Annotated in this window: 13 protein-coding genes; 6 read left to right on the top strand and 7 right to left on the bottom strand. The window is 52.5% G+C overall.

What is annotated here, in order from left to right:
- Positions 1-85: 85 nt before the first annotated feature.
- Together VK70_RS07615 and VK70_RS07610 are read right to left on the bottom strand one after the other, a co-directional pair.
- Positions 86-1,381 carry a bifunctional DedA family/phosphatase PAP2 family protein gene (locus VK70_RS07615; RefSeq protein ID WP_025695345.1) on the bottom strand — a complete coding sequence of 432 codons (1,296 nt, stop codon included), beginning with the start codon at positions 1,379-1,381 and terminating at the stop codon, positions 86-88.
- Between the two features lie 41 nt (positions 1,382-1,422).
- Positions 1,423-4,542: an efflux RND transporter permease subunit gene (locus VK70_RS07610; RefSeq protein WP_025695346.1), complete on the bottom strand. Its 3,120-nt coding sequence runs from the start codon at positions 4,540-4,542 to the stop codon at positions 1,423-1,425.
- A gap of 188 nt (positions 4,543-4,730) precedes the next feature.
- Between VK70_RS07610 and VK70_RS07605 the strand changes: the two genes are divergently transcribed.
- From VK70_RS07605 to VK70_RS07590, 4 genes are all read left to right on the top strand, one after another.
- Positions 4,731-5,096 (top strand): YhjD family protein, encoded by a 366-nt coding sequence (locus VK70_RS07605; RefSeq protein WP_144415201.1) that lies wholly within the window; start codon positions 4,731-4,733, stop codon positions 5,094-5,096.
- Positions 5,093-6,361 (top strand): DNA polymerase IV, encoded by a 1,269-nt coding sequence (locus tag VK70_RS07600; RefSeq protein ID WP_025695348.1) that lies wholly within the window; start codon positions 5,093-5,095, stop codon positions 6,359-6,361. The genes VK70_RS07605 and VK70_RS07600 overlap by 4 nt, the downstream gene beginning before the upstream one ends.
- Positions 6,362-6,445: 84 nt before the next feature.
- Positions 6,446-7,207, top strand: coding sequence for a threonine/serine exporter family protein (locus tag VK70_RS07595; protein ID WP_046723082.1), 762 nt, complete (start codon positions 6,446-6,448; stop codon positions 7,205-7,207).
- Positions 7,208-7,230: 23 nt separating this feature from the next.
- The gene (locus tag VK70_RS07590) at positions 7,231-7,653 is read left to right on the top strand and encodes a threonine/serine exporter family protein (RefSeq protein ID WP_025698147.1); all 423 of its coding nucleotides are present in this window, start codon (positions 7,231-7,233) and stop codon (positions 7,651-7,653) included.
- A gap of 120 nt (positions 7,654-7,773) precedes the next feature.
- Here the strand turns inward: VK70_RS07590 and VK70_RS07585 are convergent, their stop codons facing one another.
- The 3 genes from VK70_RS07585 to VK70_RS07575 form a co-directional block, all read right to left on the bottom strand.
- Positions 7,774-8,625: a DegV family protein gene (locus tag VK70_RS07585; RefSeq protein ID WP_025698148.1), complete on the bottom strand. Its 852-nt coding sequence runs from the start codon at positions 8,623-8,625 to the stop codon at positions 7,774-7,776.
- A gap of 112 nt (positions 8,626-8,737) precedes the next feature.
- Entirely contained in the window at positions 8,738-9,253 is a 516-nt protein-coding gene (locus VK70_RS07580; RefSeq protein WP_025698149.1) for a GNAT family N-acetyltransferase, read from the bottom strand.
- Positions 9,254-9,255: 2 nt separating this feature from the next.
- On the bottom strand, positions 9,256-11,268 hold the full coding sequence (locus VK70_RS07575) for a Na+/H+ antiporter (protein WP_046723079.1): 2,013 nt from the start codon (positions 11,266-11,268) through the stop codon (positions 9,256-9,258).
- 266 nt (positions 11,269-11,534) lie between these two features.
- On the opposite strand from VK70_RS07575, the gene VK70_RS07570 reads away from it, so the two are divergent.
- Complete coding sequence (locus VK70_RS07570) at positions 11,535-12,287, top strand: MBL fold metallo-hydrolase (RefSeq protein WP_046723077.1); 753 nt, start codon at positions 11,535-11,537, stop codon at positions 12,285-12,287.
- A 110-nt stretch (positions 12,288-12,397) separates the two neighbouring features.
- On the opposite strand, the gene VK70_RS07565 is transcribed toward VK70_RS07570, so the two are convergent.
- Positions 12,398-12,817, bottom strand: a complete 420-nt coding sequence (locus VK70_RS07565; RefSeq protein WP_046723075.1) for an Rrf2 family transcriptional regulator — start codon at positions 12,815-12,817, stop codon at positions 12,398-12,400.
- 174 nt (positions 12,818-12,991) lie between these two features.
- Between VK70_RS07565 and VK70_RS07560 the strand changes: the two genes are divergently transcribed.
- Positions 12,992-13,444, top strand: coding sequence for an aminoacyl-tRNA deacylase (locus VK70_RS07560; RefSeq protein ID WP_025694777.1), 453 nt, complete (start codon positions 12,992-12,994; stop codon positions 13,442-13,444).
- Positions 13,445-13,490: 46 nt separating this feature from the next.
- Here the strand turns inward: VK70_RS07560 and map are convergent, their stop codons facing one another.
- Positions 13,491-14,237 (bottom strand): type I methionyl aminopeptidase, encoded by a 747-nt coding sequence (gene map / locus VK70_RS07555; protein WP_025694778.1) that lies wholly within the window; start codon positions 14,235-14,237, stop codon positions 13,491-13,493.
- Between the last annotated feature and the right edge of the window lie 18 nt (positions 14,238-14,255).

Below are 14,255 nucleotides of genomic sequence, written 5' to 3'. Positions count from 1 at the left end.
GCACACCATCATGCCTGTTGTGTCATCACATCACATTATATAACAAGATGCCCAATACCCCATATCGCACCGGTAACAGCCTCAATCAGGCAGCAATGGCTTCGTTATTCCGCAGCAGCCTTAAGACCTCAAGCAGAATGATGTTTAAGCTGATCCATACCCCGCCGAAGACATATCCTGCCGCGACATCGCTTGGAAATTGCACGTTAAAATAAATGCGGCTGACCCCCACAAGCAGGCACAATAGAATAACAGTTAAAGTTACCGAAATGCGGATCAAGCTCTCACTATAATGCCGAAGCAGTAAAAATGCGGAGAACCCGCATACGGTTAAAGAAGTAAGGGTTTCTTCACTAGGAAAGGTATTAAATACTTGAACCCCGGCCGCAACAGGCCCAGGACGATGAAACAGCATGCGCAGCCCTGAATCAAGCAGTTCCCCTCCAAGCACTACCCAGAGCAAAAAGGAAAGCTCCAGCAGCCGGTCACGGCCCCTGAGAACGACCCAAAGAGCGGTTAACACGATAAGAGGCCCGTAAAGATATAAGGAGCCTAACTTCGCAAAGCCGTTCATTGCATCCTGCCATTCGGGTCCAAATACGGTGTGAACGACGTACGAGGCAACCTCGTCGAATTGACTAAATTCCTGCGCCAAAAAATCCTGAATCAGCCCCAGCATCAGAGAGACGAATACGACTAATGCCGCAAATGAAGCCAGCACCAGAAATCTCACTTTGCCGAATGAGTTGAAATGGCGTACCCCTTGGTTCAACAGGGCCATAAGCGATGCAAGAACACGCCGTTTGTGCTTCCGGTAGAAATAGACCAGCAGGGACAACACAGCCGAGGCAATCCCAAAAATGATCATATAGCGGTTCACCGTTCGATGATAGGCTTCCCATTTCGGCCCCAGCACTCTGCCGAGTGAAATGAATAAGCTGACCCAAAAAATCGCACCGGAATAGGCGTAGACGGCATAGCGGCGGAAGGGCATACGGGTTACCCCGCAGAAGTATCCTGTGATATGCCTGACACCGGGTATGAAAAAAGCGATGAACAGCAGCTTATCACCATATTTCTCAAACCATAAGGATATGCGGTTCAGCTTCTCTTCACCCAGATGAATACGATGCCCATATTTGACGACGAACGGTTTGCCCAGCCGGTAACCGATCCAGTAGGAGAGCGTAACGCCGGCTGTGGCGCCGGCGCTCGCTGATAGAATACTGAGCAGCCAACTCAGTTTTCCTTCATAAACGAATAAGCCTGTATAACTCATCAGCATCTCACCAGGAAGGGGTAAGGCGAGCATTTCAAAGAATAAGGCCAATAGAATCAGTCCGTATCCGTAATGTTCAAGCCATGCTGTCAACGTGTTCAACGAAAACCCTCCTCTTCCTTTAATTTATACATATCGTGGTATTACACCTCTGTAGCGCTGTTCGTTAGGCCAGTGTTTCGCATCGCCTTCCCCTGCATCCATTCGTAAATAATCGGAATCATCACAAAGCTGTTCAGTGTGGAGGTGATCATCCCGCCAATCACTACGATCCCAAGCACTTGTGAAATGACGGTATCGGCGCTATGGGATAAGGCAAGAGGAATCAGGGTAAACACCGTCGTGCCTGCGGTCATGAAAATAGGCCGAACCCGCGAGAGACTGCCTTGTACCACGGCTCCCCGAAGACTTAATCCCTCTTTGCGGTTACGTTCGATTTTATCAATCAAGACGATCCCGTTTGTAACCACGATGCCTGTAAGCATCAACACCCCGATGAATGCGGCGAGATTCCATTGGCCATGGATCGCGTATAAGGCGAGCACAACACCGGATAAGGCAAGGGGGATGCTGATCAATACAGCAAACGGCGCTTTCCACCCTTTGAATACGAAGCTTGTAATGAGCAGGACGAGCAATATGGATACGACGACCGCAATCGTTATCTCAATAATCATCTGTGTAACCTGCTCTGTAATGCCGCCCAGCGAATACGTCACTCCGGCTGGAAGCTGCATGTCTTTCAAGGTCTGATCTACGGCGCTTGACACCTTGCTTAGATCGCTGGAGGTGATTTGCGCAGTTACGACAGAGAATGGCTGACCGTCACGCTCTTGAATGGAAGACACGGCAGCACTTTTATGAATCGATGCCAATTGGTCCAGACGATAGGACTGACCCCCGTTGCCGGTGATGGTCTGGGCTGCAAGCGAGGCCAGCACTTGTTCCGGTGAATAAACAGGCAGCGCCTTATCGTTTACCGCACCTGCCCTGACAGAATCGACATACACGTCGACCGGAATCGTACCGGACCCTGTGGATGTTGAAATGTCAAAATCTTTTCCTTTTGCCATGTAACGGGCTAACAGCTTATTGATATCGTCCGGCTTGATTCCAGCCTTGGCAACCTTTTCCTTGTCAATGGCTATAGCGTACTTGGGAATTCCGTTCGTCAGATCTGTCTTCCCTGCCACGCTTAGACCTTCAATATGAGCCAGTTTCGTGCGTACAAGCTGGGCTGCATTCTCCAATGTTTGCTGATCCGCGCCGGTTAGCATAATTTTAATCGTTGAATCATCGCCTGCGATGTTTTGATTGGTTACCGTAATGGCAGCGCGGTTTGAAACTTTGTCCAAATCAGACTGTAACGCCGGTATGAATGATTGAACTTCTTTTGGATTGTTTAATTGGATGGACAGGTTGGCCACGTTCGGCTGCTGAATGAACCCTCCGCCCTGGTCGAATACATCGTCTGCCTGCGGCGTAAACGAAGATCCGAAGGTCGCTGAATATGCAGCAATTTTGGTGTTGCTATGCAGAACGTCTTCCACTTTCCTTACTTCCTTGTCCACTTCAGACAGCGGCGTTCCCTTCGGAAGCTCAACTTTTACAGCTACCTGGCCGCTCGCCGCGCTGGGCAGCAGGCTAAATGGAAGCTGTGATGCGAACAGCGCGGCGGCAGCAAATAGGATTAGCGAGATGGTAGCCACGGTCTTCTTATGCTTCAGCGCCGACTGAAGAAGAGGCTTCATTAAAGGCTCGAGCGTTACCGCTTCAGCCTTAGGCTCTCTCCAGCCCATAAATGCAAATGCCGGAATCACCAGCATAGCGACGAAGAACGATACCAGAAGCGCGATGACAACCGACCAGGCAAACCCGGCATACGACGCGCCAATAATGCCGCCAACTAGAGCAATCGGAACATAGACGGCGACTGTAGTCGCGGTGGAAGCGAAAATGGCCGGCAGCATCTCTACGACCGCGGAAGCCAACACATTCAGGACCGGCATGCCTTTACTTTCCTGAACCCGCCGATACATGTTGTCCAGGATTACGATCGCGTCATCCACAATGCGGCCCATAGCCACGATTAATCCGGAAACGGTCAAAATATTTAACGTAACGCCTATTGATTTCAGAATAGCTGTTGTTGCCAGCAGGGAAATGGGAAGCGTTACGGCGATCAAGAGTGTTGAACGCACATTTCTGAAAAAGAACAGAACGCAGAGCATGGAGAACACACAGCCCAGTAAACCCTCGCGAACAAGCCCCTTCAGAGAACTGTTCAGATCATGCGCGCGGTCGGTCAGCAGAGTCATAGACAGGTTGCCGCTGCGAAGCGCAGCGATGCCGGAGACGCGTTCTTTTACATGCTGCGCGACATCCGTAATGTTTGCCGTAGGCGTCTTGATGACGTTAATTATAACACTTGCTCGGCCATTGGTTCTGGAGACCGTCTTCACATCGGTCAGAGATTGAGATACCGACGCAACGGCCGATAAGGGCACACTATGACCGTCTTTGTTCTTGATGACCAGATTGTTCAGCTGCTGCCCGGTGAGGTCCCAGCCCTCCACTCTGATGGGAAACGAGGCTTTAACATTCGCAATATTTCCCTGCAGGCTGGGCACATCCGCCGTGATGGATTTATTAAAATCGTCCACCGTCAGGCCGTTAGCCGCCAGATCTTTCATGCGCAGGACAACGACGTATCCCCTGTTGGCTCCGCCAACGGTTTGGACATCCGCCACACCGGGGACGGATTTTAGCTGCTTGACGATGCCTGTTTGCAGGGTAGATTGCAGGGTTAGATCATCCACCTGGTTATTTTTTGCAGTCAGACTGTAACTCAGAATAGGAAACGTGCTCGATGTTAATCTTGTTACGGCAGGCTTGTTAACCCCATCCGGCAATGCCGCATCGTTTAACGCTTGTTTAACTAGGTTCTCCGCTTTTACCATATCGTAATCCATCGGGTAATAGAGATTCATCAGCAGTCCGCCATCGTACGAGGTCGTCTCAAGGCTGGTTAACCCGCCGGTCTTATGGATCGCTTCCTCCAAGGGCGTTGTGATGTCCCGTTTCATTTGATCCGCTTGGTAGGACGATGCGCGCAGGGACACCATTAAAGTAGTGTTATTGATGCCTGGAAGGTAGTCCCTCTGCATTTGGAAGGCCGAAACCGCTCCCCACGCCAATAGCAGTACGACACACACTAGAATAATCGTCGCCCGCTGCATTACCGATTCAATCATTCGCTTCATTTCGAAGTCTCCTCTCAAGTCTATAAAGGGAAAGACTTCATACATCGCCTATTTGTTCATCCCCGGATATTTATTTTTTTATTAGATATTCTTCCATCCAAAAAATCCCGCTTGCATAACGAACTAGTGTTCGGTATATAATAGAAAATACGAATATGCGTTCTCCTTATGGTGGTGTAATTATGGATATGAATTCAAGAATTGAAACAGAAGAGGATTTTCAAATTATCAAGGAGTACACGTTACTGCCGATTTTGCTGGATATGCTGGCAAGAGACATGAATGAGCTGAAGAAGTACAAGGACAAAATCATTTATAATCATGTCCTTATGTATCTGAAAGAAATTGAACATGCGGTTTATCCCGAGCTGCAGAATGCCAAGAGAAAGATGAGAACACGGGATATCCGGATTTTGAATACAGAAATGAATACACAGGGTATCCATGTCGAGTATAAAGTTCGCGGGTATATCCACCATTTCACGATGCTGCGTAGTCTGGTTAAGGCAGAACTGATGACCATGCTGATGAATATGCGGAGGCGGTTAGGTTGAGCGAGAAACATGAACGGATTATATTTCTGGCAGATTGCCAAAGCTTCTATGCAAGTGTTGAAAAAGCCGATCACCCGGAATGTAAAGATAAGCCCGTTGCTGTAGCAGGCGATCCTGCCCGCAGATCCGGCATCATTTTAGCGGCCTGTCCGATTGCGAAAGGATATGGAGTCACTACCGCAGAGCGTCTCGGAGAGGCTTTACATAAATGTCCCGATCTCGTTGTCATCCGTCCCCGGATGCAGCATTACATTGATATCTCCCTGATGATAACGAAGATTTATGAGGAGTTTACGGACCTTGTTGAAATATTTAGTATTGATGAGCAGTTTTTGGACATCACGGCAAGCCTGCCTATCTTCGGTGATCCTCTAACGATTGCCAAATCCATTCAGCAAAAGGTTCTGAGTCAGACCGGAGTGCGAGTAAGGATCGGCATAAGCTCCAATAAAGTGCTTGCTAAAATCGCAACGGATATTTGGGCGAAAAAGAATGAAAGTGGCATCTTTACTTTACCTGAGTCCGAAATCGAAACCCTGCTGTGGCCGCAGCCGGTCCATAAAATGTTCGGCGTCGGTTCGCGTATGACCGCACATTTTACCCGTCTTGGAATGGGTACAATCGGAGATATCGCCAGAACGCCCCTACCCCTTCTAAAAGATAAATTTCGCGCCCGCTTTGGCAAGCAATCGGATATTCATGCAGAGGTGATGTGGCGGACGGCGAACGGTCTGGATGATAGTCCGGTGAAACCCGGAACATTTGTTGCACCGCCTAAATCAGTCGGCCATATGATGACTCTACCCAGAGATTATGCCGAGTCGCGGGAAGTCGATACGGTGTTGCTTGAGCTCACAGAGGAAGTATGCCGCGACTGCCGCCGCAAAGGATATATGGGCTCTGTCGTAAGCGTCAGCTGCATGTGCAGCCCCTATGAATCACCGACCGGATTTTCGCGCCAAATGAAGATGCAGGATCCTACGAACCACACGAATACCGTAATTAAAGCCGTAAGAATGCTGTTTTATAAATACTGGGATAAAATGCCCGTCCGCCGTGTCGGCGTGACCTTAAGCCAGCTCGTGGACGATCAGACTTACCAGCTCACTCTCTTTGAGGATCAGGTAAAGCACAGAGCCTTGGATGAAGCTACGGACAGCATAAAAAATCGATACGGCAGCGACGCGATTATACGAGCCTCATCCCTTACCGATGCTGGGCAAGCAAAGGACAGGTCGCAAAAAATCGGCGGGCACTATAAATAGCGGATTCATATTTTGGCGCTTGATCTTTTGGCCCGATGCAGGCACAATCAAATATATAACATTCAAGGGGAGGATTACGAAGGTTTGAACAATGCCGAATCGGGGACAACCTATGAAATTATAGATTTATGCCTGCTGGCCGGAAAAATCATGCTCCAAAACGGCGCGGAGACTTACCGCGTGGAGGATACGATGACGCGCATGGCCGCTGCTCTCGGATTCCCGGGGGCGCACAGCTACGTAACGCCGACCGTCATCATGTTTACGACCAGCCGGACGGAACAGCCCAAGCTGTTCCGCATCGAGGAGCGTACGACCGATCTGCAAAAGGTTGCGGAGGTCAACGACATTTCGCGCTGCCTCAGCCAGCGGCAGATCACGTCGGCGCAGGCGCGCGAGCGGCTGGCCTTGGTGGATGACGCGGCGCATGCCTATCCGGCCTGGCTCCAGATTATGGCGGCGGCCCTGGCGGGCGGCTGCTTCACCATCATATTCAAGGGGAGCTTCTGGGACGCCCTGCCCGCGCTGTTCGTGTCGGGACTCGGCTACGCCTCGGCGGTTTATTTTCAAAGGCTGGTCCAGGTTAAATTTTTTGCCGAGCTCACTGCGTCTGCTCTGATTGGACTGCTGTCCTTCCTGTTCGTTCAAGCCGGCATCGGCGCGGAGACGGATAAGATTATCATCGGCTCCGTCATGCCGCTCGTTCCGGGACTGCTGATTACGAACGCCGTCAGAGACCTGATGGCCGGCCATCTTATATCGGGACTGTCCAAGGGAGCCGAGGCGTTCCTGACTGCTTTTGCCATCGGAACCGGGATCGGACTTGTGCTGTCCTTCGTTTCATAGCCCTGCTTAAGAGGAGAACTATCATGATTTTACAGCTTATTGCGAGCTTTATCGCCTCCGCCATGTTCTGCATCCTGTTTAATACACCCAGACGTACGCTGCTTCAATGCGGAATCGCCGGAATGCTGGGCTGGATGGTATACCTGCTGCTCGATCCCCATTGGAAATCCGTTGTGGCCACCTTCTTTGCCACGGTCGTCGTTGGGGTAGTCAGCCAAATTTTTGCCAGATCGTTCAAAATGCCGGTCATCATCTTCAGCGTAGGCGGCATTATTCCGCTTGTTCCAGGCGGCCTCGCCTATGATGCCATGCGCAGATTCGTCGAGGACGATTACACGACCGCGCTGCAGACTGCCGTTCAGGCTCTCCTGCTCTCGGGGGCCATCGCCACCGGACTTGTCCTCAGCGAGGTGCTGGGGCAGATGTTCCGCCGCAGCAAGAGCTAAAGCTCTTCGCGGAAAGCCAAGCGCCGGGCGGAGCAGCCGGTGCTGATGACGACCGCTCTGAAAACAACAAGGCCGTCCTGCCTTGGATTCTGACCCAGGGCGGGACGGCCTTGCTCGCATTTAAGTTAGAGCGGCGGGATGATTTCGGATCCAGGCTAATGCGAGCGTACCTTCGCCCGCGTGGAGTCCGGCTACCGGGATAAAAGGCATGATTTCGGTGCGCAGCGCAGGCGCCATATCTTTGATTTCCTCATCCAGTTTGCGCGCCTCCTCCACATTGTTGGCATGCATGATGCATACGTCCTTGATGAGCTCCACATCTTTTTTCAGAATCTCCAGCAGCTTCTGCTTCGTCTTCTTGAACGTACGGATCTTCTCCGCCACGAACACTTTGCCTCCGTCGAAACGAAGAAGCAGATGAATGCGCAGCAGTTGGCTGAGCACAAGCTGAGAGCCCGATACCCGCCCGCTGCGGTGAAGCTGGGTCAAGCTGGTCGGCAGCATATAAAAGGACATATTGTTAATCATCTGTTCGATTCTTTCCTTGATTTCCTTCACCGTACAGCCCATCTGCTGCCAGTGAACGCCGCTCATAATCATTTCGCGCAGAGGATAGGCCCCAACCTTAGAATCGATACCCGTAACCGGAGTGTCGGCAATTTCAGCCGCCTGCAAGGACGTATTGAAAGTGCCGCTCAGCTCAGAGGAACAGTGGACCGCGATAATATGATCATATTTTTCCTTCAGAGATTCGTACAGTTCGATAAATTCGCCGATCGGCGGCTGAGAGCTGCCGACTCGTTCGAGCTGCCGCATCTTTTCATAGAACTGCTCCGCCGTTATCTCAATATTTTCTTTATAGCACTCGTTGCCCGCAATGAGCCGCAGAGGGATAATATACACATGGTTATCTCTTGCAAAATCGGGATTGAGCGTACTGGTGCTGTCCGTTACCCAAGCGATTGATTTCATCGTGAATTCCTTCTCTCATTCATGGAGTTGTAAATGATACTGCCGGAGAGGCAGGGCAACAAAAGTCTTGCACCAATGACGCACCTCGCCCTATACATAGTAACTAAACGGTTTATGCGGTGATGCCTTCGACTCTTTTTTGATAAACGACGATGTCCAGCCAGCGTCCGAATTTACGGCCAATTTCCTTATAGTAGGCGCTCTGCTCATAACCGCAGCTCTCGAAAAAGGAACGGCTGGGGTTATTCTCCGAGCATACCGTAGCTACCAGCGTATGGAAACCGTGTTCGGCGGCCATCCGCTCGATAAAGGCCAATGCTGGCCTTCCCACTCTTTTGCCCGTACATTCCGGCTTCAGGTATACGCTGATTTCACCGGTCACGTCATAAGCCTGCTTGTTCTTGTGCCTCGTAATCAATACATATCCCTGCATTTCCCCTCCCAGCATGATCGCGTAGGATTTAAACCGGGGATCGCCGGTCAGCATGTTCCGTTTCATATCCTGTACCGTCAGCCGGTCGGTGTGAAACGACACGGTTGTATTCAGCACATAGTAGTTATAAATCTCCGTCGCTTCGGCCAGATGCTCTTCTCCGATCTCGACGAAAGACAGCTCTTCGCGGTTCATCTCTAATCCTCCCAAATCGACATTTCCAGCTCATCCACGAACCAGCGCAATTGAGCGGTCGCTCTGCGGCGCAAAGTTCCGTCCTCATACATCCGCTGCACCGCGTCGCGCTGCTCCTGGATCGCTTCCAGCTTCCATTCGAGCTGCCGGCCCTCCTGCTCCGCCACATTCACGGCGGCCGGACCGTTCTCCAGGCGGTCAAGCATCAAGCCGTAGCGGGCAGCCACGCGTTCGTAACCGTCCCGGTTATCATCGTCCATCCCCTTCTGGATGGCGTCGATTGCGGCGCGGCACATCCCGATCCGGGCATCCCGAACGCATCCGTCCGGAAGAACGCCGGAACCTCCGGCTCCTTGTGGAAGCTTCGAGAATATGCCGGAGAACAGCCGGCCCAGCTTGCCAAGCGATAGTTTGAGCTGTGAATCCAGTCCTTTGGACAGGAATGCTTCCTTATGATCAAGAAGCTCCATCATCACCTGTCCCGCCTCAGAAGGAATGGACCCGCCTGCGATAAGCCCGTTCAGCTCCCTCCGCTCGGCCTGCAGTCCGGTCAACCGCGCTTTCAGCGCGCACCGCTTGCCGTATTCCTCCTCCGGATTGTTAATAACCCGGTTATCCTGTAATTCCGGCAGCGCCGGCAGCGTATCCGGGAGTCCTGGCGCAGCCGAAATGACAGCGGCTCGGCTGTCCTCTGCTATCGCCCCGCGGAGTATCGCCATGCTGGCCTCCATAATTCTTGATCTTGCCGCTTGCTCTGATTCTTCCCGGCTGTCTTCCTCTCTCCGGGCGATGAGCGGAAGCAGAACGCTTGCAACCACCAGGGAAGTCAGAATGACGCCAGCAGCCAGAAAAATAATCAGATCGCGCTGCGGAAACGGCGAGCCGTCATCCAGCACCAGCGGAATGGAGAAAGCACCGGCCAGGGTAACCGCTCCGCGTACGCCCGAAACCGAGGTAAGCACCCGCGACCTCATCGACGGCTTGCTTCCGTTCTTAAACTGCCAGCCCCCTATACAGATCAAGTACACCCAGAGGAAGCGCAGTACAATCAGCAGAGCCGTGATCGCCAGTACGTATAGGACCACCGTCAGGTTATCGACAGCCGTATCCCGGTATATTACCGACACCACATCCGGAATCGAAATACCGAGAATGAGGAATACCATGCCGTTCAGAATGAACAACAGCACCGACCATATGCTTGCCGATACGAGCTGGAGCTTGTACTGGGGGGAATCGGTCCGGTCTTTTTCAATCGCCTGAACGACGCCGCCAGCCACCACGGCCAGGATGCCCGACACTCCTAACTCTTCACTGACCAGGTAGATCAGGAACGGGGTCAGAATCTGCAGCAGAACATGAACCGTGACATCCTCCATCCCCAGCCGCCGGATAAACACGCTTAAGCGAATCAGCAGAAAGGACAGCGCGGCTCCGGCAAGCAGACCGCCGGCGGCGATAAGAATAAAGCTGCCGATCGCTTGCGGCAGAGAGAACACGCCGGTGACTGCCGCCGCGACCGCAAACTTAAATGCAACGAGGCCGGAAGCGTCATTCATCAGCGACTCGCCTTCCAGCACGCGGTGGATGCTCTTCGGCAGATGGACCCGCCCAGCCAGGGCGCTTACAGCGACCGCATCCGTCGGCGACAATATCGCTGCGAGTGCGAACGCCGCCGCAACCGGTATCGACGGAATCATCCAGTGGATGGCATAACCCGCCACCAGTACGGTTGCAAATACCAGTCCAAGCGCCAGCAGCAGAATCGGAGCCCGCAGATTCCAAAGCTCGGCCCGCGGGGTTCGTCTTCCGTCATTAAACAGAAGCGGAGCGATGAACAAGACAAAGAACAGCTCCGGTTCCAGCGTCAAGTGAATGCCCCAAGAAAAGGCGGCGGCAATAACCCCGAAGCCGATCTGGATAAGCGGTACGGGTACGAAGGGAATGAACCGGTTAACAATTTTGGATAGGCCGATAAGACCGAGAAGGACAAGCACTGCAGTAAATGTCTCCAAAGAACCAGCCCCCCCATATATTTTTTACATCACTATATCGTAATGGTAAATCTTCATACAGAAGCAGAAAAAAGCGGATAAAGTCCGTTAATGCAGACCAAAGGGCAATAAATTATGAATTACAGCGACATGCAGCTACACACGCACTATATCACCACTTGACAAAAATATTTATTTATGATATAATAGATTATTTTATCGTTGATTAATATCATTTCTTCGACTAAGATAGTCACTGCAATGATTATCCGTCTAGGAGGAGTACAATGCAAATCGCCCAAGGAATTGAGATGCTGGAGATTACAGCCGAAGTGATGGGAAGAACGGATACCCTGTATCCTGTCCTGTTGTGGGATGAAGATCATGCGGTGTTGGTTGACACGGGATACCCCGGGCTGCTCGGTAAGTTTAAGGAAGCTTTCGCCCATGCGGGCGTGGCTTGGTCCAAACTTGACACCGTAATGATTACACACCAGGATATTGACCATATTGGCGGGCTTCCCGCAATCCTCGGCGAGTCGCAAGGGACGATTAAGGTGCTGGCGCATCCCATCGAACAGCCTTATATCGAAGGGGAACGGATGCTGCTTAAGCACACGCCGGAAGCGATTGCCGCAGCTGAAGCTATGCTCCCGCCTCATGTACCGGAGGAATGGCGGCGGGCCTTTCTGCACGTTCTCGCCCATCCCCCCAAAGCAAAAGTGGACGCCTTGGTCGAAGACGGCCAGGAGCTGCCGGTCGCAGGCGGCGTAATGGTCATCGAGACCCCCGGCCATAGCCCGGGGCATATCTGCTTGTATCATCCGGCCAGCCGCACCCTCATCGCCGGAGACAGCCTGATGGTGAAAGACGGCGAACTGCATGGTCCCGATCCCCGGGTAACGCCGGATATGGACACCGCGCTGTCAAGCCTGCGGAGGCTTGCCCGCTATACAATCGAGACGGTCATCTGCTACCACGGCGGGCTGTACCGAGGGGATGCAGGTCGGCGCATCGCCGAACTGGCGGAAGGGGTTTAGTAAAGGTTCGCTGTTGCCTCGCGATATCCATGATACCTGCCATGCTTGTCCGTATCAGACTCCCGCCAAGCAGTCCGGGCTGCGGCGATTTGGAGACAGACCGCCTGCCGTCAGACCGGGATTTGTGAGGCAATCTGCGCCAGCGTCACCTTGCCGAGAACGTCCTCCATCGCCTGCTGGGCGAGCGAAAACACCGGAATGATCGCCCCCGCGATATTCCGGCCGACGGGGCAGTCGGGACTCGGGTGGTCGTGAACGGCGAACAGGGAATCCTGTCCGACGGCGTCGACCGCCAAATAAATATCGAGCAGCGTAATCTCTTCGGCGGCTCGGGCCAGCTTGGCGCCCGCGACCCCCGGCCGAACATCGATGAGACCCGCTTTGCCAAGCATGCTTGTAATCCGGCGGATCACTACCGGGTTCGTACCCACGCTTCCGGCGATCCATTCGGAGGTGTTCTTGCTCTCTTTATCGATCTCAAGCAGGGCCAGGATATGGATGGCAACCGCAAATCGCGTGCTAATGTTCATATGATGTCTCTCCTTTGCCGCCCAGTATGAAGAGGCAATTAGTTGTAACTATCATAGTTACCTTTGCGGTCATTGTCAACTATGGCGAGATAGGCCTGAACCTTTTGTAAGATCTTCATTCGATCCTCTCACAAATTAAGTTATAATATGGAAAAAGATTGCTGGGAGGCGCTCATGAATCAATTAGAACAATTGGAACATCAGTTACAGGAAAAAGGAGTCAAGTACGAAATCATTAAGCATGAAGGCCCCATTAAAACGGCGCAGGAAGGCGCAGCCTTTTTGGGAATCGAAATCGGACAGACCGCGCCCGCTTTGGTGTTGAGAGCCGGAAATGAGTACTTTGCTATGATCGTTTCCGGCGACCGCGGACGCGTCAACCTGGCAGATGCGGCCGCTCTGCTCGGACATGATTCCCTAAAAATGGCAAGTCCCAAGCAGGTTCTGCAGCTTACCGGATATGAAGTGGGCAGTGTATCACTGATGCTTCCGCTCCCCTGCATTTTGGACCGGAGGCTCTTCCGCTATCCTTTCATCTACGGAGGTACGGGAGAGCCCGGTTCCACCCTGAAAATATCGCCGCAAGCGTTGGAACAACTGAATGAGGTCGTCGCCTATCTGGATTAAAGCGGAATGTCCTATACAGCCTCCGGGCAGCGCCCGAAATTAGATTTCAGGCGCCTGTCAAGATGATGGGCCGTCCCTTGGTCACAATGATCGTATGCTCAAACTGCGCGACCCGGCTGTTATCGGGTACGGTCAATGTCCAGCCGTCCGGCTGCTGCTCGACGTATTGCGCGCCAGTTGACAGAAACGGCTCAATCGTTATGACCTGGTTCGGCTTCAGAACGGTTGTCTCGCGGGGGTTGTAATAGGGCAGGATTTCATGCGGCGTATCGTGCAGCGTTTTGCCGATCCCGTGGCTGCACAGATTCCGCACCACGTTGTAGCCGCGTTTGCGGGCCTCCGCTTCCATCACTTTGCCGATTTCGTTGACCCGCATTCCGGCGCGCAAATGGGAAATCACGCTCATCATCGTTTCTTCGGCGCTGGCGCACAGGCGCAGCAGCTTCTGGTTATACGGAGGCAGTTGAAACGATACTGCGGCATCCCCGTAGTAACCGTTCAGTTCGGCGGATACATCGATGTTGATGAGGTCACCGGCACGAATCACTTTTCGGCCCGGAATGCCGTGCGCCACTTCTTCGTTCAAACTAATGCACGTATCGCCCGGAAAATCATACACTTCCCTCGGAGCCGACTTCGCCCCGAAACGCTTCAGAATTTCCGCTCCTATTTGGTCAAGCTCCAGCGTCGTCATGCCGGGCTTTACGCTTTTTTTCATCTCAGCGATCGTGAACCCGACGACCTTCCCCGCCGCCTTCAACCCTTCCAAATCTTGCTCTGTATCACTTATCATGAGATGTCCATTCCTCTC

This window comes from Paenibacillus durus ATCC 35681 (assembly GCF_000993825.1).
In the GTDB taxonomy this organism is placed as follows: Bacteria; Bacillota; Bacilli; order Paenibacillales; family Paenibacillaceae; genus Paenibacillus_AQ; species Paenibacillus_AQ durus_B.
This window is presented reverse-complemented; position numbering and strand designations above follow the sequence as displayed.